Origin of the sequence: Micromonospora sp. WMMC250, from assembly GCF_027460215.1 — a bacterium.
In the GTDB taxonomy this organism is placed as follows: Bacteria; Actinomycetota; Actinomycetes; order Mycobacteriales; family Micromonosporaceae; genus Micromonospora; species Micromonospora taraxaci.
In genome coordinates, this window is record NZ_JAPZBJ010000002.1 from 599,426 (window position 1) to 623,600 (window position 24,175).

General features: G+C 72.4%; 5 protein-coding genes. 3 read left to right on the top strand and 2 right to left on the bottom strand.

The window, feature by feature from the left end:
* Window positions 1-6 precede the first annotated feature (6 nt).
* The 3 genes from O3438_RS02260 to scpA all read left to right on the top strand — a co-directional run bounded on the left by O3438_RS02260 (window position 7) and on the right by scpA (window position 22,854).
* Window positions 7-18,933: a type I polyketide synthase gene (locus O3438_RS02260; RefSeq protein ID WP_269678322.1), complete on the top strand. Its 18,927-nt coding sequence runs from the start codon at window positions 7-9 to the stop codon at window positions 18,931-18,933.
* A 28-nt stretch (window positions 18,934-18,961) separates the two neighbouring features.
* A complete protein-coding gene (locus O3438_RS02265; protein ID WP_269678323.1) occupies window positions 18,962-20,731 on the top strand; it encodes a methylmalonyl-CoA mutase subunit beta in 1,770 nt (589 codons plus the stop codon).
* 71 nt (window positions 20,732-20,802) lie between these two features.
* Complete coding sequence (gene scpA, locus O3438_RS02270) at window positions 20,803-22,854, top strand: methylmalonyl-CoA mutase (protein ID WP_442929697.1); 2,052 nt, start codon at window positions 20,803-20,805, stop codon at window positions 22,852-22,854.
* Window positions 22,855-22,921: 67 nt separating this feature from the next.
* Here scpA and O3438_RS02275 read toward each other — a convergent pair whose 3' ends face one another.
* Window positions 22,922-23,626: a 4'-phosphopantetheinyl transferase family protein gene (locus O3438_RS02275; RefSeq protein ID WP_269678325.1), complete on the bottom strand. Its 705-nt coding sequence runs from the start codon at window positions 23,624-23,626 to the stop codon at window positions 22,922-22,924.
* A 267-nt stretch (window positions 23,627-23,893) separates the two neighbouring features.
* Entirely contained in the window at window positions 23,894-24,136 is a 243-nt protein-coding gene (locus O3438_RS02280; protein ID WP_269678326.1) for a DUF5988 family protein, read from the bottom strand.
* Window positions 24,137-24,175 lie beyond the last annotated feature (39 nt).

The following is a 24,175-nucleotide window of genomic DNA, read 5'->3' on the forward strand; positions in this document are numbered from 1 at the left end:
ATTCCCATGGCGAACGAAGATCGGCTCCGCGAATATCTCAAGCGCGTCACCGCCGAACTGCACGAGACCAGCGAGCGGTTGCAGGAAGCCGAGGCGCGGCACCGCGAGCCGATCGCCATCATCGCCATGAGCTGCCGGTTCCCCGGTGGCGTCGACTCGCCGGAGTCGCTGTGGCAGCTCGTCGACTCGGGTGTCGACGCCATCGGCGAGTTCCCCGCCGAGCGGGGCTGGGAGGTGGAGAAGCTCTACCACCCCGACCCGGACCACCCCGGCACGTCGTACACCCGGCACGGGGGTTTCCTGCACGAGGCCGGCGACTTCGACGCCGCGTTCTTCGGCATCTCCCCCCGGGAGGCGCTGGCCACCGACGCGCAGCAACGCCTGCTGCTGGAGACGTCCTGGGAGACGTTCGAGCGGGCGGGCATCGACCCGGCCACCCTCAAGGGCAGCCGCACCGGCGTCTTCACCGGCGTGATGTACCACGACTACGCCGCCCTGGTCGGTGAGCTGGGCGACTCCGCCGAGGGTTCGCTCGGCACCGGCAGCACCGGCAGCATCGCCTCCGGGCGGATCGCGTACACGTTCGGCCTCGAGGGCACCGCCGTCACTGTGGACACCGCCTGCTCGTCGTCCCTTGTCGCCCTGCACCTGGCCGCTCAGGCGCTGCGGCAGGGGGAGTGCGACCTGGCGCTGGCCGGCGGCGTCACGGTGATGGCCACCCCGGGGGCGTTCCTGGCCTTCTCCCGCCAGCGGGGCCTCGCCCCGGACGGACGCTGCAAGCCGTTCTCCGACGACGCCGACGGCACCGGCTGGGGTGAGGGTGTCGGCATGCTGCTCGTCGAGCGGCTCTCCGACGCCGTCCGCAACGGCCACCCCGTGCTCGCCGTGGTGCGGGGGAGCGCTGTCAACCAGGACGGCGCGTCGAACGGGCTGACCGCCCCGAACGGGCCGTCCCAGCAACGCGTCATCCGGGCCGCGCTGAGCAACGCCGGCCTCACCACCGCCGACGTCGACGCCGTCGAGGCGCACGGCACCGGCACCACGTTGGGCGACCCGATCGAGGCGCAGGCGCTGCTGGCCACCTACGGGCAGGACCGCCCCGCCGACCAGCCACTGTGGCTGGGGTCGATCAAGTCGAACATCGGCCACACCCAGGCCGCCGCCGGTGTCGCCGGGATCATCAAGATGGTCGAGGCGATGCGCCACGGCCGGATCCCGCGCAGCCTGCACGCCGACCTGCCGTCCACGCACGTCGACTGGGCCGCCGGCGCGGTCCGCATCGCCGCCGACAACCAGCCGTGGCCGCAGCGCCCAGGCCCGCGCCGCGCGGGTGTCTCCTCGTTCGGGGTCTCCGGTACGAACGCGCACGTCATCCTCGAAGAGCCGCCGGCGGTCGAGGTGCCGCCGCGCACCGGGGCCGTGGCACCCGCCCCGGTGCCGTGGGTGCTGTCGGCCCGCTCGCCGGAGGCGTTGCGGGGGCAGGCCGCCCGGCTGGTGTCGGTGGAGGCCGACCCGACCGACGTCGGGTTCACCCTGGCCGCACACCGTACGACGCACCCGCACCGGGCTGTCGTGTTCGGCCCGGACGAGCTGGCGGCCCTCGCCGCCGGTGAGCCCGGCCCGGTCGTCGGGTCCGTGGTGCGTGGCAAGACGGGGTTCGTGTTCTCCGGTCAGGGTTCCCAGCGTCCCGGTATGGGCCTGGCTCTCTACGACACGTTCCCGCGTTACGCCGAGGCGTTCGACGCGGCCTGCGCCGAACTCGACCGGCACCTGGACCGGCCGATCCGCGAGGTCATCGCTGACGGAACGGACCTGGACCAGACCGTCTACACCCAGGCGGCGTTGTTCGCCGTCGAGGTTGCCCTGTTCCGGCTGGTCGAGTCGTTCGGCGTAAGGCCGGACTACCTGGTGGGCCATTCGATCGGGGAGATCGCCGCCGCGCACGTCGCCGGGGTGCTGTCCCTGCCCGACGCGGCCAGACTGGTCACTGCCCGAGGTCGTCTCATGCAGGCCCTCCCGACCGGCGGTGTGATGGTCGCGGTACGGGCCACGGAGGCGGAGGTGCTGCCGCTGCTGACCGACGGGGTGAGCATCGCCGCGATCAACGGCCCCCGCTCGGTGGTGCTCTCCGGCGTGGCCGACGAGGTCGCGGCCGTCGCGGCGACGTTCAAGTCGAAGCAGTTGCGGGTCAGTCACGCGTTCCACTCGGTGTTGATGGAGCCGATGCTGGCCGAGTTCGCGTCGGTCGCGGCATCCCTCACCTATGCGTCACCACGCATCCCGATCGTGTCGAACGTGACCGGGCAGGTCGCCGAGACGCAGGACGCGGCGTACTGGGCGCGGCACGTCCGCGAGGCCGTCCGCTTCGCCGACGGCATCACCACACTGGAAACCCTCGGCGTCAGCACCTTCGTGGAGATCGGCCCCGACGGGGTCCTCTCCGCCATGGGCGCGGACTGCGTCGCCGACGCGGTGTTCGTACCCCTGCAACGCTCCGACCGCGACCAACCTGCCACGCTGCTGGCCGCTCTCGCGCAGGCCTTCGTGCGCGGCGTCGCCGTCGACTGGACGCCCTGCTACCCCGGCGCGCGGCGTGTCGACCTGCCCACCTACGCCTTCCACCACCAGCGGTACTGGCCGGTCGGCACCGGCACCCCCACCGGCAGCGGCGGCACCGGCCACCCCCTGCTGGACACCGCCATCACCCTGGCCGGAGCTGACGAACTCGTCGTCACCGGCCGGTGGACCGTCGCCACCCACCAGTGGCTCGCCGACCACTCCCTGTCCGGGACGGTCGTCGTCCCCGGCGCCGCCCTCGTCGATCTGGCCCTGGCCGCCGGCGACCGCGTCGGCTGCGACCGAATCGAGGAACTCACCACCGGTATCCCGCTCACCATCGGCAGCGACGCCCTGCACGTCCAGGTCCGCGTCGGCGCCCCGGACGGCGACGGGCGTCGCCAGGTCGGCGTCCACGCGAGTCAGGACGCCGAGACGTGGACCGAGCACGCCACCGGCGTCCTCACCTCCGAGCCCGGCGCGGCCAACCCGCCGCCGGCGACGTGGCCGCCGTCCGACGCGACGGCCGTCGCCCTGGACGGCCTCTACGACGCCTTCGCCGACCGTGGCCTGCTCTACGGCCCGACGTTCCGCGCGCTGCGCGCCGCCTGGCGCGACCAGGAGCAGGTGTACGCGGAGATCACGCTCGACGAGACCGTGCCGGTCGAGGGCTTCCCACTGCACCCGGCGGTGCTCGACGCCGCCCTGCACGCCATCGGCGCCGGTGACCTGCTGCCCGCCCACGCCGACGGGGCCAGCGTGCCCTTCAGCTGGTCCGGCGTGACACTGCACGCGACCGGCGGCTCGGCGGTCCGGGCCCAGGTCCGTACCCTCGGCCCGGATTCGGTCCGGCTGGACCTGACCGACATCGCCGGCCAGCCGGTACTCACCGTCGACCGACTCGTCCTGCGCCCACTCACCACAGCCGCGGCGGGCACCGGCACCGACGACGCGCTGTTCCACCTCGGCTGGCTCCCGCTCACGCCGTCCGCCGCCACCATCACCGGTCCCATGGTGACCCACCGGGTCGAACCCGCCGAAGCCGACGTCGTCACCGGTGCGCACGAGCGCACCGCCGCCGTCCTGGAGACCCTCCAGTCCTGGCTAGCCGCAGGGCCGCAGGACGGCGCCCGGCTGGCGGTCGTCACGACCGGCGCGGTCGCCACTGCCGACGAGCCGGTCACCGACCCCGGTGCCGCCGCCGTGTGGGGCCTCGTCCGGGCGGCGCAGTCCGAGCACCCCGATCGTTTCGTCCTGGTCGACGTCGACGGCACCGACGAGTCCGAGGCGGCGCTGCCGAACCTGCTCGCCACCGGGGAGCCGCAGGCCGCGTTGCGCAACGGCGACGCGACCACGCCCCGGCTGGTCCGGCCATCCGCCGGTGCGGCGCCGCGACCCCTCGCCCTGGCCGACGGCACGGTGCTGGTCACCGGTGCCACCGGGCAACTCGGCCGGCACGTGGCACGGCACCTGGTCACCACCCACGGTGTGCGCGACCTGCTGCTGCTGAGCCGCCGGGGCGCTGACGCGCCGGGTGCCGCGGAACTCCTGGCGGAACTCGCCGAGCTGGGGGCGTCCGCGCGGATGGTCGCGGCCGACGTGGCCGACCGCGAGGCCCTGGCCGAGGTGATCACCGAGACCCCGGAGTTGTCCGGTGTGGTGCACACGGCCGGTGTGCTCGACGACGGTGTCGTCAGCGGACTGAGCGTGGATCGTCTGGCGGCGGCGCTGCGGGCGAAGGTGGACGCGGGTTGGTATCTGCACGAGCTGACCCGGGACCGGGGGTTGTCGGCGTTCGTGGTGTTCTCGTCGGCTGCCGGGGTGTTCGGTAACGCGGGTCAGGGTGCCTACGCGGCGGGTAACGCGTTCCTGGACGCGTTGGCGCAGCACCGGCGCGGGTTGGGCCTGCCGGCGGTCTCCCTCGCCTGGGGGCCCTGGGCCGTCGGCATGGCCGCCGACATCGACGCCGCCGACCGGGAACGCCTCCTCCGGGGCGGCGCCCGCGAACTGACCGCGGAGCAGGGCCTCGCGCTCTTCGACAGGGCAGCGGCCGAGGACACGGCCGTCAGCGTGCCCGTGCGGCTCGACCTGCGCGCGATCCGGGCCGCCGGGACCGTCCCGACCATTCTTCAGCATCTGGTACGCGTACGCCGCGCCGCCGCGGCCTCGGCTCCGCTGCGGGACCGACTCGCGAACCTCGACCACGACGCACGCCGCGCCGCTCTTCTCGATCTGGTGTCGTCGCGGGTGGCGGCGGTGTTGGGGCATCCGCAGGGGTGGTCGGTGGATGGTGGTCAGGCGTTCGGTGAGTTGGGTTTCGACTCGTTGACGGCTGTGGAGTTCCGCAACGGCCTGTCGTCGGCGACGGGGTTGCGGTTGTCCGCGACGACGGTGTTCGACTACCCGACGCCGGACGCCCTGGTCGGTCACCTGTTGGCCGAGCTGTCCGGGCAGACGGCGGCGAAGACCGGCACGACGACGGCACGTGCGGACGAGCCGCTCGCGATCGTGGGGATGGCGTGTCGTTTCCCCGGTGGGGTGGATTCGCCGGACGCCCTGTGGCGGCTTGTCGACTCCGACGGTGACGGCATCGGCGACTTCCCCGCCGATCGCGGCTGGGACCTGGAGGCGCTCGCGGAGACGTCCCTGACCCGCCGGGGCGGTTTCCTGACCGACGCCGCGGATTTCGACGCGGAGTTCTTCGGGATCTCGCCGCGTGAGGCGCTTGCGATGGATCCGCAGCAGCGTCTGTTGTTGGAGGTGAGTTGGGAGGCCCTCGAACGAGCGGGAATCGACCCACAATCCCTGCGCGGTTCCGACACCGGTGTCTTCTCGGGATTGATGTACCACGACTACGCCGGCCTGGCCCAGCAGAGTCCCGATGGTCTTGCGGGGTTTTTGGGCACGGGTAATTCGGGGAGTGTGGTGTCGGGGCGGGTTTCGTATTCGTTTGGGTTTGAGGGTCCGGCGGTGACGGTGGATACGGCGTGTTCGTCGTCGTTGGTGGCGTTGCATGTGGCGGGTCAGTCGTTGCGGCGTGGTGAGTGTTCGTTGGCGTTGGTGGGTGGGGTGACGGTGATGGCGACGCCGTCGGCTTTTGTGGAGTTTTCGCGGCAGCGGGGGTTGTCGTCGGATGGTGTGTGTCGGTCGTTTGCGGAGGGTGCGGGGGGTACTGGTTGGTCTGAGGGTGTGGGTGTGGTGTTGGTGGAGCGCCTGTCGGATGCTCTGCGCAATGGACGTCGGGTATTGGCGGTGGTGCGGGGGAGTGCGGTTAATCAGGATGGTGCGTCGAATGGTTTGACGGCGCCGAATGGTCCGTCGCAGCAGCGGGTTATTCGGGCGGCGTTGGCCGATGCCGGGCTCACGGGTGTTGACGTGGATGCCGTGGAGGCGCATGGTACGGCGACGGTGTTGGGTGATCCGATCGAGGCGCAGGCGCTGCTCGCGACTTATGGGCAGGAAAGGTCCGGCGATCGGCCGTTGTGGTTGGGGTCGGTGAAGTCGAATCTTGGGCACACGCAGGCGGCTGCGGGTGTTGCCGGGATCATCAAGATGGTCGAGGCGATGCGGCACGAAACCCTGCCGCGCACGTTGCATGTGGATGCGCCGACGTCGCATGTTGACTGGTCCGCCGGTGAGGTGCGGTTGCTCACCGAGGCCCAACCTTGGCCGGTCAACGGACGCCCCCGTCGCGCTGGTGTGTCGTCGTTCGGCATCTCCGGTACGAACGCCCACGTCATCCTCGAAGAGCCGCCGGCGGTCGAGGTGCCGCCGCGCACCGGGGCCGTGGCACCCGCCCCGGTGCCGTGGGTGCTGTCGGCCCGCTCACCGGAGGCGTTGCGGGGGCAGGCCGCCCGGCTGGTGTCGGTGGAGGCCGACCCAACCGACGTCGGGTTCACCCTGGCCGCACACCGTACGACGCACCCGCATCGAGCTGTCGTGTTCGGCCCGGACGAGCTGGCGACCCTCGCCGCCGGTGAGCCCGGCCCGGTCACCGGTTCGGTAGTGCGTGGCAAGACCGCGTTCGTGTTCTCCGGTCAGGGCTCCCAGCGTCCCGGCATGGGCCTGGACCTCTACGTCACCTTCCCGCGTTATGCCGAGGCGTTCGACGCGGTCTGCGCCGAGCTGGACCGGCACCTGGACCGGCCGATCCGCGAGGTCATCGCTGACGGAACCGACCTGGACCAGACCGTCTACACGCAGGCGGCGTTGTTCGCCGTCGAGGTTGCCCTGTTCCGCCTTGTCGAGTCGTTCGGCGTCACAGCGGATTACCTGGTCGGACACTCGATCGGTGAGATCGCCGCCGCGCACGTCGCGGGGGTACTGTCCCTGTCCGACGCGGCCAGACTGGTCACCGCCCGAGGTCGCCTCATGCAGGCCCTCCCGGCCGGTGGGGTCATGGTCGCGGTGCGGGCCACCGAAGCCGAGGTGCTGCCGCTGCTGACCGACGGGGTGTCCGTCGCAGCAGTGAACGGCCCCCGCTCGATCGTGCTCTCCGGCGTGGCCGACGAGGTCACCGCCGTAGCAGCGCACTTCAAGAAGTCGAAGCGGCTGCGGGTCAGCCACGCGTTCCACTCCGTGCTGATGGAGCCCATGCTGGCCGAGTTCGCCGAGGTCGCGGAATCCCTCGCCTATGCGTCGCCGCGCATCCCCGTCGTGTCGAACGTGACCGGGCAGGTCGCGGAAGCGCAGGACGCCGGCTACTGGGTGCGCCACGTCCGCGAGGCCGTGCGCTTCGCCGACGGCATCACCACACTGGAAACCCTCGGCGTCAGCACGTTCATCGAGATCGGCCCCGACGGGGTCCTCTCCGCCATGGGCGCGGACTGCGTCGCCGACGCGGTGTTCGTACCAGTGCAACGCGCTGACCGGGACCAACCTGCCACGCTGCTGACCGCCCTCGCGCAGGTCTTCGTGCGCGGCGTCGCCGTCGACTGGACGCCCTGCCTGACCGGCGGACGGCCCGTCGACCTGCCCACCTACGCCTTCCAGCGCCGCCGCTACTGGCCGACCGCCCCCGAAGCCGCCGCCGACGCGGCCAGCATCGGGCTCGGAACCGTCGACCACCCGTTCTGGGCCGCCGCCGCCGACCTGCCCGAGCAGGACAGTCTGCTGCTCACCGGACGCCTCTCCTCCCGCACGCAGCAGTGGTTGGCCGACCACCTGATCGGCGGCACACTGCTGGTCCCCGGTGCCGCGCTGGTCGACCTCGCCCTGGCCGCCGGCGACCACGCCGGCCTGAACCGCCTCGACGAACTGACCATCGAGGCCCCGATGGTCCTCCCGAGCAGTGGCAGCACCCTGACCATCCGCGCCCTGGTCGGCCCGTCCACCGACGACAGCCCGGGCGGGCAACGGCGGGACGTCACCCTCTACGCGCGCCCCGACGACACCGGCGAATGGCAGCGGCACGCCACCGGCATCCTCACCGCCGCCGAAGCGGTGGACACCCCCGGCCACTGGACGCCGGAGGCGACCGAGGAGGTACCGGTCGACGGCGTCTACCCCGGCTTCGCCGAGATCGGGTTCGAGTACGGTCCGCACCTGCGCGGACTCCACCGGGCCTGGCGCCGCGACGGCGAGCTTCTCGCGGACGTGGCCCTCGCCGACGACCTCACGGTGGACGGCTTCCTCCTGCACCCCGCGCTCCTCGACGCCGCCCTGCACGGCCTCGCCCTCGGCGTCCTCGACTCCGACACGACAGGGCTCCCGTTCAGCTGGACCGGAGTGACAGTGCACGCCACCGGGGCACGCGCGGCCCGGGTGCGGATCAGCCGCGCCGGCACCGACGCGGTCGCCCTCGACCTGCGCGACGCCGAGAACCAGCCCATCGCCACCGTCGACCGGCTCGTCCTGCGCCCGCACACCCCGACGACGAGCACGACCCTTCGCCCGTACCGGATCGAGTGGACGCCGATCCCCGAGCTGGACGTGCCCGCGACCCTGCTCACCGACCACGCGGATCTGGCGGAGACGCTCGCCGCCGGCAGCGTGCCGGCCGGCCCGGTCCTCTGGTACGCCGAGTCCGGCCCCGCCGCCGACCCGGTGACCGCAGCGCACACCGCCGCCGCCCGCACCCTGGAGGTGCTCCAGTCCTGGTTGACCGACGACCGGCTCGCCGGTGTGCGGCTGGTCATCGCGACCCGGTACGCCGTGCAGGCCGGCGACGAACCGCTGAGCGATCTCGCCGGCGCCGCCGTCCACGGGTTGGTACGCAGCGCCCAGGCCGAACACCCGGACCGGTTCGTGCTCGTCGACATCGACGACGGACCCGGCTCGTTGGCGGTTCTCCCGGCGGCTGCTCAGTGCGGTGAGCCGCAACTGGCGATCCGTGGCGGAGTGGTCCGCGTGCCCCGACTCGTCCGGCCGCCGGTCGAGGAACCACGCCCGTTCACCTTCGGCACCGGAACCGTCCTGGTCACTGGTGCGCTGGGCACGCTCGGCCAGTTGGTGGCCCGGCACCTGGTCACCACGCACGGCGTACGCGACCTGCTACTGGTCAGCCGCCGTGGCGCCGAAACCCCCGGAGCTGCCGAGTACGTGGCGGAACTCGCCGCGCTCGGCGCGTCCGCCCGACTGGTGGCCGTGGACGCCACCGACCGGGCAGCCCTCGCCCGGGTCGTCGCCGACACCCCGGACCTGTCCGGTGTCGTTCACCTCGCCGGTGTGCTGGACGACGGTGTCGTCGGTGGGTTGAGCGTGGAGCGTCTGTCGGCGGTGTTGCGGGCGAAGGTGGACGCGGGTTGGTATCTGCACGAGCTGACCCGGGATCGGGGGTTGTCGGCGTTCGTGGTGTTCTCGTCGGCGGCCGGGGTGTTCGGTAACGCGGGTCAGGGTGCCTACGCGGCGGGTAACGCGTTTTTGGACGCGTTGGCGCAGCACCGGCGCGGGTTGGGCCTGCCGGCGGTCTCCCTCGCCTGGGGTCTCTGGGCCGACGCCAGCGAGCTGAGCGCCAGCGCCGACCAACGCCGCCTCGGCCGAGGCGGGGTGCTCCCGCTCACCGCCGAGCAGGGACTCGCCCTACTCGACGCCGGCTGCGCGGCGGCACCGCCGGTCAGCGTGCCGATCCTGCTGGACCTCGCGGCGGTGGCCGCCTCCGGCACCGTGCCCGCTCTCCTGCGGCAGCTCGTCCGACCCGCGCGTCGGCGGGCCGCCGCCACGGCCGACAGGTCGTCGCTACGGGCACAGCTCGCCGACCTACCGCCACACGAACGGCGTGCCCACCTCCTGGACCTGGTGTCGTCGCGGGTGGCGGCGGTGTTGGGGCATCCGCAGGGGTGGTCGGTGGATGGTGGTCAGGCGTTCGGTGAGTTGGGTTTCGACTCGTTGACGGCTGTGGAGTTCCGCAACGGCCTGTCGTCGGCGACGGGGTTGCGGTTGTCCGCGACGACGGTGTTCGACTACCCGACGCCGGACGCCCTGGTCGACCACCTGCTGACCGAGTTGACCGACACGGCGGCGACGGGGACCGGTGCTCGCACCGCCGCGGCGGTGGACGAGCCCCTCGCGATCGTCGGCATGGCCTGCCGCTTCCCCGGCGGAGTGGATTCCCCCGAGGGCCTGTGGCGGCTTGTCGACCTTGGTGACGACGGCATCGGCGACTTCCCCACCGACCGCGGCTGGGACCTGGACACCCTCTTCGACACCGACGAATCCCGGACGGACACCTCGTTGACCCGCCGGGGTGGCTTCCTGACCGACGCGGCGGATTTCGACGCGGAGTTCTTCGGGATTTCGCCGCGTGAGGCGCTGGCGATGGATCCGCAGCAGCGTCTTCTGCTGGAGGTGAGCTGGGAGGCCCTCGAACGGGCGGGAATCGACCCACAATCGCTCCGCGGTTCCGACACCGGCGTTTTCGCCGGCCTGATGTACCACGACTACGGCCCGTACGCCCAGCAGAGCCCTGATGGTCTTGCGGGGTTTTTGGGGACGGGTAATTCGGGTTCTGTGGTGTCGGGGCGGGTTTCGTATTCGTTTGGGTTTGAGGGTCCGGCGGTGACGGTGGATACGGCGTGTTCGTCGTCGTTGGTGGCGTTGCATGTGGCGGGTCAGTCGTTGCGGCGTGGTGAGTGTTCGTTGGCGTTGGTGGGTGGGGTGACGGTGATGGCGACGCCGTCGGCTTTTGTGGAGTTTTCGCGGCAGCGGGGGTTGTCGTCGGATGGTGTGTGTCGGTCGTTCGCGGAGGGTGCGGGGGGTACTGGTTGGTCTGAGGGTGTGGGTGTGGTGTTGGTGGAGCGCCTGTCGGATGCTGTGCGCAATGGGCATCAGGTGTTGGCGGTGGTGGCGGGGAGTGCGGTTAATCAGGATGGTGCGTCGAATGGTTTGACGGCGCCGAATGGTCCGTCGCAGCAGCGGGTGATTCGGGCGGCGTTGGCTGATGCGGGGCTCACGGGCGCTGACGTGGATGCCGTGGAGGCGCATGGCACGGCGACGGTGTTGGGTGATCCGATCGAGGCGCAGGCGTTGTTGGCGACCTATGGTCAGGAGAGGTCCGGCGATCGGCCGTTGTGGTTGGGGTCGGTGAAGTCGAACCTCGGGCACACGCAGGCCGCCGCCGGTGTTGCCGGGATCATCAAGATGGTCGAGGCGATGCGGCACGAAACCCTGCCGCGCACGTTGCATGTGGATGCGCCGACGTCGCATGTTGACTGGTCCGCCGGTGAGGTGCGGTTGCTCACCGAGGCCCAACCTTGGCCGGTCAACGGACGCCCGCGACGCGCCGGGGTGTCCTCCTTTGGCATCTCCGGCACCAACGCGCACGTCATCCTCGAAGAACCACCGGCAGTGCACACCCCTGCCGACGACAGGCCGGACGCGCCCGAGGTCGTGCCGTGGGTGCTCTCCGCCCGCACACCGGAGGCGCTGCACGAGCAGGCCGCCCGACTGGCGTCGGTGAAGGCCGACCCGCGCGACGTCGGCTTCTCGCTGGTGTCGTCGCGGTCGACACACACCCATCGGGCTGTGGTGTTCGGGCGCGACGAACTGACGGCGCTAGCGGCTGGTGAGCCCGGGCCCGTGATCGGGTCGGTGGTGCGCGGCAGGACCGCGTTCGTGTTCTCCGGCCAGGGTTCCCAGCGTCCCGGCATGGGACTGGACCTCTACGACACGTTCCCGGTGTACGCGCAGGCGTTCGACGCCGTCTGCGCCGAGCTGGACCGGCACCTGGACCGGCCGATCCGCGACGTTATCGCTGACGGAACAGAACTGGACCAGACCGTCTACACCCAGGCGGCGTTGTTCGCCGTCGAGATCGCCCTGTTCCGCCTTGTCGAGTCGTTCGGCGTAAGGCCGGACTACTTGGTCGGACACTCGATCGGTGAGATCGCCGCCGCGCACGTCGCGGGGGTGCTGTCCCTGTCCGACGCGGCCAGACTGGTCACCGCCCGAGGTCGCCTCATGCAGGCCCTCCCGGTCGGCGGGGTCATGGTCGCGGTGCGGGCCACCGAGGCCGAGGTGCTGCCGCTGCTGACCGACGGGGTGTCCGTCGCAGCAGTGAACGGCCCCCGTTCGATCGTGCTCTCCGGCGTGGCCGACGAGGTCACCGCCGTAGCAGCGCACTTCAAGAAGTCGAAGCGGCTGCGGGTCAGCCACGCGTTCCACTCCGTGCTGATGGAGCCCATGCTGGCCGAGTTCGCCGAGGTCGCGGAATCCCTCGCCTATGCGTCGCCGCGCATCCCCGTCGTGTCGAACGTGACCGGGCAGGTCGCCGAGGCGCAGGACGCCGGCTACTGGGTGCGGCACGTGCGCGAGGCGGTGCGCTTCGCCGACGGCATCACCACACTGGAAGCCCATGGCGTCAGCACCTTCGTGGAGATCGGCCCCGACGGGGTCCTGTCGGCGATGGGGGCGGACTGCGTCGGCGACGCGGTGTTCGTACCCGTGCAACGCTCTGAGCGGGACCAGCCGACCACGCTGCTGACCGCTCTCGCGCAGGCCTTCGTGCGTGGCGTCGCCGTCGACTGGACGCCCTGCCTGACCGGTGGACGGCTGATCGACCTGCCCACCTACGCCTTCCACCACCAGCGCTACTGGCCGAGGCCCGGCACCCGGGCGACGAGCCCCACCGACGCCGCTTTCTGGGACGCCGTCGAACGCGCCGACCTCGACACCCTCACCCAGACCCTGAAACTCGACGACAGCACCGCCCTCACCCCACTGCTCCCCGCCCTGGCGTCCTGGCGGCGCGACCACACCACCACGCCGCTCGGCCGGTACGGCGTCGACTGGACCCCACTACCGCAGGCGGGCACACCCACCGGGACCTGGCTGATCACCGAACCGGCCGGCGACACCCGCGTCTCGGACGCCCTGGCCGCCAGCGGCCTCGACGTGCGACGCGGCACCCCGAGCGCCGAGGCAACACCCGACATCAGCGGCATCGCCGTCGTGGTGGACGACCCCGCGCACGCACTGCACGCCGTCCAGACCCACCAGTCCCTGACCACCGACATCCCGCTCTGGCTGATCACCAGCGGCGCGGTGGCCGCCACCCCGCACGACCCGGCGCCCACCCCGTCCGCCGCGGCCGTCTGGGGCCTCGGCCGGGTCGCCGCCCTGGAACTCCACCGCGCCTGGGGCGGCCTCGTCGACCTGCCCACCGGCAGCGACCCGATCGACGGACTGTTGCTCGCCACCGCACTGACCGGCGCCGGAGGCGAGGACCAGATCGCCGTCCGCACCGGGCTTCTCGGCCGGCGACTCGTTCCGTCGGCCGGCACGGGCCGGCAGTGGCAGCCGCGCGGCACCGTCCTGATCACCGGCGGCACCGGTGCGCTCGGCGCCCACGCCGCCCGGTGGGCCGCCGGCCACGGCGCCGACCACCTGGTCCTGCTCAGCCGCCGGGGAGACGCCGCACCCGGCGCCGCCGACCTGCGCGACGACCTGACCGCCGCCGGGGCGCGCGTCACCATCCGCGCTGTCGACCTGGCCGACCGGGACGCCATCGGTACTGTCGTCGCGGACCTGGACGCCGCCGGTGACACTGTCACCGCGGTGCTGCACACCGCCGGCGTCGCCACCCGCGCCCCCCTCGCGGAGCTGACCGCCGACGCCATCGCCGAGGTCACGGCCGCCAAGGTGCTCGGCGCGACACACCTGGACGACCTGTTCCGGGACTCCCCGCTGGACGCCTTCGTGCTGTTCTCCTCCATCGCCGGTGTGTGGGGCAGCGGCGACCACGCCGCGTACGCGGCCGCCAACGCGGCACTGGACGCCGTCGCCGAACAGCGTCGGTCCCGTGGGCTCACCGCGACCTCGATCGGCTGGGGCCCGTGGGCCGACGGTGGCATGGCCGCCGACAGCGCCGTGGACGAACACCTACGTCGACGCGGCCTTCGCCCGATGGCCCCCGATCGGGCCCTGCGCGGCCTGCGGTCGGCGGTCGGCGACGACCGCACGAGTGTCGTCGTCGCCGACGTCGACTGGGCGTCGTTCGCCCCGGCGTTCACCGCGGCCCGGCCCAGCCCGCTGCTCGACGGTGTTCCGGAGGTCCACGCCCTCACCACCGAACCGGAGTCGTCAGCCGACGACGGGTGGCGGTCCGAGTTGCTGGCACTCGCCGGCACCGAACGGACCCACGCCGTGCTGGAGACCGTCCGGACGCACGTCGCGGAGGTCCTGCGGCTGCGGTCGTCGCACGCCGTCGACCCGGGTCGTTCGTTCACCGAGATCGGCTTCGACTCGCTGACCGGTGTCGAGCTACGCAACCGGCTCGGCGCGGCCACCGGACTGCGACTGCCCAGCACCCTGGTCTTCGACCACCCGACACCGGAGGCACTCGCCGCGTACCTGGAGAGCGAGGTCGTCGGGGTGACCGACCCGACCCCGGTCGCCGCCGCGCCGGCCCGCACCGACGAGCCGATCGCGATCGTCGCGATGTCCTGCCGCTTCCCCGGCGGCATCGGCTCGCCCGAGGACCTGTGGCGGTTGCTCGCCGACGGCGGCGACGCCATCGGCGCGTTCCCCACCGACCGTGGATGGGACCTGGACGCCCTCTACGACCCGGACCCGGACGCCATCGGCACCACCTACGTACGCGAAGGCGGCTTCCTGGCCGACGCCACCGAGTTCGACGCCGGGTTCTTCGGCATCTCGCCCCGCGAGGCGCTGGCCATGGACCCGCAGCAGCGGCTGTTGCTGGAGACGGCGTGGGAGGCGTTCGAACGCGGCGGCGTGCCGGCCGACGCGCTGCGCGGAAGCCAGACGGGTGTCTTCGTCGGCACCAACAACCTCGACTACGGCCCGCTGCTGACCGGTGAGCAGGAGGCCGCCGAAGGGTACGTCAGCACCGGTAACGCGGCGAGCGTCGTCTCCGGACGGATCTCCTACACCTTCGGGCTGGAAGGCCCGGCGGTCACCGTGGACACCGCCTGCTCGTCGTCGCTGGTCGCCCTGCACTGGGCCAGCCAGGCACTGCGGCAGGGCGAGTGCGACCTCGCCCTGGCCGGCGGCGTGACGGTGATGTCCACGCCGGGGGCGTTCATCGAGTTCAGCCGCCAGCGGGGCCTGTCCGCCACCGCCCGCTGCCGGGCTTTCTCGGCCGACGCCGACGGGACGATTTGGGGTGAGGGCGTCGGCATGCTCCTCCTGGAACGCCTCAGCGACGCGGTGGCGAACGACCACCCGGTGCTCGCGGTGGTCCGGGGGAGCGCTGTCAACCAGGACGGCGCGTCGAACGGGCTGACCGCCCCGAACGGGCCGTCGCAGCAGCGGGTGATCCGGGCGGCGCTGGCCAACGCTGGCGTGTCCGCCGCCGACGTCGACGTGGTGGAGGCGCACGGCACCGGCACCAAACTGGGCGACCCGATCGAGGCGCAGGCGCTGCTCGCGACGTACGGGCGGGGTCGACCCGCCGACCAGCCGCTGTGGCTGGGGTCGGTGAAGTCGAACCTCGGCCACACCCAGGCCGCCGCCGGTGTCGCCGGCATCATCAAGATGGTCGAGGCGATGCGGCACGAAACCCTGCCGCGTACGCTGCACGCCGACCAACCCAGCCCGCACGTGGACTGGACCACCGGTTCGGTGGCCCTGCTCACCGAGGAGCGGGAGTGGGCGCGGACCGGTGACCGGCCGCGTCGGGCGGCCATCTCGTCGTTCGGGTTCAGCGGCACGAACGCCCACGCCGTCCTGGAGGAGCCGCCGACCCGCACGCCGTCCGAGCCCACCGAGCCCTCGCAGGCGCCCGTGTTGGCGCTGCCGCTGTCGGCCCGTACCGGGCCCGCGCTCCGGGAGCAGGGCGCCCGGCTGCGGGAACGCCTCTCGGCGGGGGGCGACCCGAAGGACCTGGTCCACTCGCTGACGACCACCCGCAGCGTCCTGGAGGAACGCGCGGTGGTGGTCGGCACCGACACGGACGACCTGGTCGCTGGTCTCGACGCCCTGGCCGCCGGCGCTGACCACGCCCGGGTGGTCACCGGCTCGACGGTACGCGGACGCACCGCCTTCGTCTTCTCCGGCCAGGGCTCGCAGCGACAGGGCATGGGCCTCGGGCTGGCCGAGACGTTCCCGCCGTACGCGGAGGCGTTCGACGCGGTCTGCGTCGAGCTGGACCGGCACCTGGACCGGCCGATCCGCGACGTCATCGCCGACGGCGGCGATCTGGACCAGACGGTCTACACGCAGGCGGCGTTGTTCGCCGTCGAGGTGGCGTTGTTCCGCCTTGTCGAGTCGTTTGGTGTCACCCCGGACTTCCTGGTGGGGCATTCGATCGGTGAGATCGCCGCCGCGCACGTCGCCGGGGTCCTGTCCCTGCCGGACGCGGCGAAACTGGTCGCCGCGCGGGGCCGGTTGATGCAGGCGTTGCCGGCCGGTGGGGTGATGGTCGCGGTGCGGGCCACCGAGGCCGAGGTGCTGCCGTTGCTCACCGACGGCCTGAGCGTCGCTGCGGTCAACGGCCCCCGCTCGGTCGTCCTCTCCGGTGTCGCCGATGAGGTCACGGCGGTGGCGGCGCACTTCGAGAAGTCGAAGCGGTTGCGGGTCAGCCACGCGTTCCACTCGGTGTTGATGGAGCCGATGCTGGCCGAGTTCGCCCAGGTGGCGGCGACGCTGACCTACGAGTCGCCGCGCATCCCTGTGGTGTCGAACCTGACCGGGCAGGTCGCTGACGAGCAGGATGCCGGCTACTGGGTGCGGCACGTGCGCGAGGCGGTCCGGTTCGCCGACGGGATCACCACACTGGAGTCCCTGGGTGTCAGCACGTTCATCGAGATCGGCCCCGACGGGGTGCTCTCCGCGATGGGCGCGGACTGCGTCGGCGACGCGGTGTTCGTACCCGTGCAACGCTCTGACCGCGACCAGCCCACCACCCTTCTCACAGCACTGGCCAGCGCCTACGTCCGCGGTGTCACCGTCGACTGGGGACAGCTGGCTCCGGGCGGCCGACGCGTCGACCTGCCCACCTACCCCTTCCAGCGCGTCCGTTTCTGGCCGTCCCCGGTCGAACCGGTCACCGTCGACCCGGTGGACAGCGAGTTCTGGCAGGCCGTCGAGGACGGCGACCTCAGCCCGCTCGGCATCACCGGCGACACCGCAGACCTGCTGCCCGCCCTGACCGCCTGGCGTCACGAACGACGAGCCACCCGAAACCGCGACTCGTGGCGCTACGAGGAGGCGTGGACGCCGATCGCCACGTCCACCTCGACGATCGCCGGCACGTGGCTGGTGCTCGGCGACGACGCGTACCTCACCGTGGTTGCCAAGACCCTCACCGCGGACGGCGCCGAGGTACGGGGAGTCCCGGTCGTCGGCCTGAATCGGGCCGACGCGGCCGACCGGCTGCGGCTGGCCGCCGACGGCGGCCCGATCGCCGGCGCCGTCGCCGCCGGTGGCACCCCCGAGGCGGCGCTCACCGTCGTCCAGGCCTACGTCGACGCCGCCGTCGACGCGCCGCTCTGGATGGTGACCACGGCGGCCGTCGCCACCGAGCCCGGCGAACCGGTCGACCCGTCCGCCGCCGCGGTGTGGGGGCTGGGCCGGGTCGCCGCCCTGGAGTTGCCGCACCGGTGGGGTGGCCTCCTGGACGTGCCGGCGGACTGGGTCGGCGACCACCTCGCCGCAGCGCTCGGTGGCGGTGGTGAGGACCAGCTCGCCGTCCGTGGCGACCGGGTGCTCGCCCGACGCCTCCGGCACGCCGCCGCGCCCGCCGCAGGCTGGCGTCCGCGCGGCACGATCCTGGTCGTCGGCGACACCAGCGGCGACATCGCCCGCTGGGCGGCGGCCGAGGGCGCCGACCGGGTCATCGTCACCGAAAGCGTCGCCGAGATGGACGACGACGGCGTCGTCACCGTCGAGGCCTGCGCCGGAGACGACCACGCCGCCCTGGCCGACCTGCTGCACCGCGTCCGGGCCGACGGCGTCACGCTGACCGCCGTCGTCCTCGCCGACCGCTCCGAGCCCGCACCGGCGCCGCTGACCGACACCACACCCGACGCCTGGGACACCCCGGCGGTACGCCGGGCCCGGCACCTGACCGCCCTCGTCGACGACGACCTGGACGCGTTCGTCGTCTTCACCTCGGTGGCCGGCACCTGGGGCGGAGGTCTACAGACCGCCGCAGCGGTGGCCGCCACCACGCTGGAGGCGCTCGCCCAGCAAGCCGGTGCCACAGCGATCGCCTGGGGGCCGTGGACCGGAAGCGACGAGCGCCTCCGTCGTCGCGGTCTGAACGCCCTACCCCCGAACGCCGCCCTCGACGCGATGGCAACCGCCGCCGGCACGACCGGTCGGGTCGTCCTCGCCGACGTCGACTGGCCCCGATTCGCCCTCGCGTTCACCGGAACCCGACCCAGCCGGCTGCTCGCCGACCTGCCCGAGGTGCCGGTGTCGGCCGCCGAGCAGCCGCCCGCAGCAGACGCCGGGACCACCGCCGCGCTGCGCGACGAGTGGCGTGCCCGCACCGAACCGGAGCAGGAACGGGCGGCTCTCGACCTGGTACGCGGCACCGTCGCCGCCGTCCTGGGCCACGGCACCCTGGAAGCCGTCCCGCCCACCCGGGCCTTCACCGAGCTGGGCTTCGACTCGCTCACCGCTGTCGAGCTGCGCAACCGACTCGGCCGGGTCACCGGTCTGAACCTGCCACCCACGGCAGCGTTCGACCACCCGACCGCGCAGGCCCTCGCCCGGCACATCCGGGGCGCCGTCATCGGCGACGACCTGGATCTGACCGGCGGGCTCTTCGCCGAACTGGACCGTCTCGAAGCCGGCCTCGCACAGTCCACACCGGACAGCACTACGAGGAGCCGGACCGTCCTGCGACTCCAAGCCTTCATCAACCGCCTCAACGACGTCGTCGAGCCGGTCACCGAGGAGGCTCCACCGCTCGAAGAAGCCAGTGACGAGGAACTGTTCGCCTTCATCCGCAGCGAACTCGGCCGCGCCTGACCGGGCCGGGCCAAGGAGGACCACACCCATGACAGACGACTTCCCGGTTCCCGCCATCGAGGACTGGCAGCGGCTCACGTTGAGCGTGCTGCGCAAGTCCGGGAAGGCGGACGAGAACACCCGGGCGGACGAGGCCGCGGACCTGCTGGCGACCACCACGTACGACGGATTCCCGCTGGCCCCGCTCTACACCTCGCACCACACCGCGGTCCCGGACGGCGTACCCGGGCAGGCGCCATTCACCCGGGGCGGTGAGGTCGGCGGCCGGTGGGACGTGCGGACCGTGCACACCGACCCCGACCCGGTACGCAGCGCGGCGGCAGCCCGTGCCGACCTGCACGGCGGGGCGACCTCGCTGTGGCTGCGGGCGACGGCACCCGAGCACCTCGGCGAACTGCTCGCCGGTATTCCACTGGACCGCACCGGCATCGTGCTCGACGCCGGCACCGAGACCGACAAGGCCGCCGCCGCACTGCTGGACGTGGCCACCCGACAGCACATCGACCCCCGCGTGTTGCGTGGCAACCTCGGCGCCGACCCGATCGGCGCGTACGCGGCCACCGGCGTCGAACCGGAACTCCGGGTCGCCGCGGAGCTGGCGGCCCAGTCGGTGACGGCGCACCCCGAGTTGCGGGCGCTGACCGTCGACGCGACCACCTACCACGACGCGGGTGGCAGCGACGCCGAGGAGTTGGGGTGCGCGCTGGCCACCGGCGTCGCGTACCTGCGGGCGATGAGCGACCGGGGGATTCCGCTGACGAGGTCGCTCGCCCAGCTCGAATTCCGGTACGCGGCCACCGCCGACCAGTTCGCAACGATCGCGAAGTTCCGGGCGGCCCGCCGACTCTGGCACCGGGTCACCGAGGTGGCCGGCGCCGACCGGCCGTCGGCGCAACGGCAGCACGCGGTCACCTCGGCCGCGATGATGACCGCCCGGGACCCGTGGAGCAACCTGCTACGGACCACGATCGCCGGCTTCGGCGCGGGCGTCGGTGGCGCCGGGGCGATCACCGTCCAGCCGTTCGACCTGGCCCTGGGCCGACCCGACGAGACGGCCCAGCGGATCGCCCGCAACACCCAGATCATCCTGCTCGACGAGGTGCACCTGCATCGGGTCACCGATCCGGCCGGCGGATCCTGGTACGTCGAGTCACGCACCGAGGACCTGGCCCGCGCGGCCTGGGACTGGTTCACCACCATCGAACGGGCCGGCGGCATCGGGGCGGCGCTGCGCAGCGGTCTGGTCGCCGAGCGGCTGGCCGCCACCTGGGAGCGCCGGGCCACACGGCTGGCCCGCCGGCAGGACGCGATCACCGGGGTCAGCGAGTTCCCCGATCTGGACGAACAGGTCCCCGCCCGCCATGCCGGCTCGCCCGCGCCGGTCGGCGGCCTGCCCCGCCACCGTTACGCGTACCGCTTCGAGGAGTTGCGTCGCCGGGCCGACGACGCGCCGACGACGCCGGTGGTGCACCTGGTCGCGATCGGACGGACGTCCGAGCACAACGCCCGGGTCACCTTTACCGCGAACCTGTTCGCCGCCGGCGGCATCCGCACCGTGACGACCGCCCCCGGCGACGCGGTCCCGCCCGGCGCCGTGGTCTGCCTCTGCTCGTCCGACCGGGTGTACGCCGAGCAGGCCGCGCCGGTCGCGGCCGCGCTCCGACAGGCCGGCGCGGCGAAGGTCTGGCTGGCCGGCCGGCCGGGCGGGCATCCCGGCGTCGACGACTACCTGTACGCCGGCTGCGACGCGGTGCGCGTGCTGGAGACCACCCTCGACGACCTCGGAGTGCCCCGATGATCCCCTCGTACGCCGACGTCGCGCTCGGCACGCCACGCGGGCCGAGTGGCCCGGCCCCGGAGCCGACCGACGTGTGGCAGACCCCGGAGGGGATCGGCGTCAAGCGGTTCTACACGGCGGACGACCTCGTGGGAGTGGACTTCCTCGACTCGTTGCCGGGCATCGCCCCGTTCGTCCGAGGCCCGTACCCGACCATGTACACCACCCGACCGTGGACGGTCCGCCAGTACGCCGGCTTCTCCACGGCGCAGGAGTCCAACGCGTTCTACCGGCGCAACCTGGCCGGCGGGCAGAAGGGCCTGTCGGTCGCGTTCGACCTGGCCACCCACCGTGGTTACGACTCGGACCACCCTCGGGTGGCCGGTGACGTGGGCATGGCCGGGGTGGCGATCGACTCGATCCTCGACATGCGGGAGCTGTTCGCGGGCATCCCGCTGGACCGGATCAGCGTGTCGATGACAATGAACGGCGCGGTGCTGCCGATCCTCGCCCTCTACATCGTCACCGCCGAGGAGCAGGGGGTCACGCCCGAGCAGTTGGCGGGGACGATCCAGAACGACATCCTCAAGGAGTTCATGGTCCGCAACACCTACATCTATCCGCCCGAGCCGTCGATGCGGATCGTGGCGGACATCTTCGCCTACATCTCGCGGCGGATGCCCCGGTTCAACTCGATCTCGATCTCCGGCTACCACATGCACGAGGCCGGCGCGACAGCCGACCTGGAGTTGGCGTACACCCTCGCGGACGGCGCCGAGTACGTGCGCGCCGGTCAGACCGCCGGGCTGGACGTCGACGCGTTCGCCCCCCGGCTGTCGTTCTTCTGGGCGGTCGGTATGCACTTCTTCATGGAGGTGGCGAAGCTGCGGGCCGGCCGCCTGTTGTGGGCGCGGCTGCTGCGCGACGCCGGCGCGACCGACCCGAAGTCGCTGTCGCTGCGTACCCACTGCCAGACGTCCGGCTGGTCGTTGACCGCGCAGGACCCGTACAACAACGTGGTGCGGACCTGTGTCGAGGCGATGGCGGCCACCCAGGGCCACACGCAGTCGCTGCACACGAACGCGTTGGACGAGGCGCTGGCGTTGCCGACCGACTTCTCCGCCCGGATCGCCCGCAACACCCAACTACTGCTCCAGCAGGAGTCCGGCACCACCCAGGTGATCGACCCGTGGGGTGGCAGCGTCTACCTCGAACGGCTCACCCACGACCTGGCCGAACGCGCGTGGGGTCACATCCGGGAGGTCGAACAGGCCGGCGGCATGGCCCGGGCCATCGAGCAGGGGTTGCCGAAGCTGCGGATCGAGGAGGCCGCCGCACGTACCCAGGCGCGGATCGACTCGGGCCGGCAACCGGTGATCGGCGTCAACCGGCACCGGCCGGTCGTCGAGGATCCCATCGAGGTGCGGAAGGTGGACAACACGGCGGTCCGCGCCGAGCAGGTCGCGAAACTGCGCCGGCTGCGGGCCGAACGCGACCAGCCGGCGTGCGACGCCGCCCTGGCCGCGCTCACCCGTGGCGCCACCGACCCGTCGGCCAACCTGCTCGACCTGGCCGTCACCGCCGCCCGGGCCCACGCCACCGTCGGGGAGATCTCCGCAGCCCTGGAGTCGGCGTACGGCAGGCACGTCGCCCGCATCCGCACGACAAAGGGGGTGTACCGCGACGAGGCGGGCGCCGATCCGGGTGTCGCGCGGGCCCGTGCCGCCGCCGACGCGTTCGCCGACCGGCGGGGTGCCCGCCCGCGCATCCTGGTCGCGAAGATGGGCCAGGACGGTCACGACCGCGGTCAGAAGGTCGTTGCCACCGCCTTCGCCGACCTGGGTTTCGACGTCGCTGTCGGTCCGCTGTTCCAGACCCCGGACGAGGTGGCCCGGCAGGCCGTCGACGCGGACGTGCACGTCGTCGGCGTCAACTCGCTCGCCGCCGGCCACCTCACCCTGGTGCCCGCGTTGCGCGAGGCCCTGACCGCTCTGGGGCGCGCGGACATCATGATCGTGGTCGGTGGGGTGGTGCCTCCGGGTGACATCGCCGCGCTCCGCCGGGCCGGCGCCGCGGCCGTCTTCCCGCCCGGGACGGTGCTCGCCGAGGCGGCGGTGGACCTGTTGGAACGACTGCTGCGCTGAGGTTGCGCCCCGCCCTGGTACGCCGGTGGCCGCCTCCCGGACGGGAGGCGGCCACCGGCGTGATGTGTCAGCGGTGCGCGGCCAGGCGGCCGCCGGGACGGGTCTTCGGGGCCACCGGGGCGAGCACGGTGATGGCGGTGACGACGAGGCCCTGCTCGGCCAGCCAGCGGCCGCTGAAGCCGCTGAGCCGTCGACCGTGCACCCAGGGCCCGGTCACCAGCAACGCGGCCGTGAACGTACCGTTCAGCGGGTCTATGACGATGTTCGCGTCCTCGAAGTCGAGCCACCGCGCGGTCAACGGGAACCAGGCCTTGTAGACCGACTCCTTGGCGCTGAACAGCAGCCGGTCCCAGGCGACACCGGGGTGGTCCCGCAGTAGGACGGAGATGCGGTCCCGCTCCTCGGCCAGGGAGACGGCTTCGAGCACGCCGTTGGCGAGGGCGTCGTTGGGCTCGGCGTCGATGCCCACGGTGGTGACCTTCTCCTGTTCGGCGAGGACCGCCGCCCGGTAGCCGGCGCAGTGGGTGATGCTGCCGACCATCCCGAACGGCCACTGGGGCTCGCCCCGGGTGCCGGGCAGGACCGGCGCGGGAGCGATCCCGATCCGCCGCATCGCCTGGCGGGCGCACCAGCGGGCCGTGGTGAACTCGCGCCGGCGCTTGTCCACCGCCTTGCGGACGACGGCCTCCTCTTCCGGGAAGAGGTCGGCGCCGGGCGGGTCCACGAACGTGTCGACGGCCGTCACGGCGCCGGGAAGAATAGACTCGATCATGGCTTCCTCCGCGCCGGAGAAACGGTTCCGGAGTCAGCGGCACCCGACCTGACGCCGGTCGGCGGCAGTGGCTGGGCACGGCTGACATTGGTCACGCTTCAACAGTATCGGCGCTGGTAGCCACAGGGAACGAACGCTGCAGCTTTCACGGGCCGCGCCCGCCGGGCTAAGGGAGTGCCCTCGACGGCTAGGGGCAGGTGGGGGACCCGGTCGCGGGCCGTCGTGCCGCTGCCGCCGGCAGGGCTACGGCCCGCGATCCGCCCCGGATCACTCGGCGATCTTGGTCCGGCCGGTCCAGGTGAACAGCAGTGGGGCGCCGTCACCGACGCGGCGCTCGAAGTGCTCGTAGCCGGCGAGGTAGGGCACCTTGATCTTCCCGTAGACCAGCTGCTCGACGGTGGCCACCACCGTGCGCGGGACGCCGTCGGGTCCACCCTGGAGGAACACCAGCACGGGCTCGGACGTCGGTGCCGCGGCGGGCCGGTCGAGCGTCAGGTACTGCTGGGGCATCGGATCGTTCCTCTCTGCCAGGGAGCGTCGTTGCTCCGG

What these genes read in the sequence shown, in the direction of transcription:
- O3438_RS02275 (WP_269678325.1), bottom strand. Translation starts at nt 23,626, where the DNA reads ATGATCGAGTCTATTCTTCCCGGCGCCGTGACGGCCGTCGACACGTTC.
- O3438_RS02280 (WP_269678326.1), bottom strand. Translation starts at nt 24,136, where the DNA reads ATGCCCCAGCAGTACCTGACGCTCGACCGGCCCGCCGCGGCACCGACG.
- O3438_RS02260 (WP_269678322.1), top strand. Translation starts at nt 7, where the DNA reads ATGGCGAACGAAGATCGGCTCCGCGAATATCTCAAGCGCGTCACCGCC.
- O3438_RS02265 (WP_269678323.1), top strand. Translation starts at nt 18,962, where the DNA reads ATGACAGACGACTTCCCGGTTCCCGCCATCGAGGACTGGCAGCGGCTC.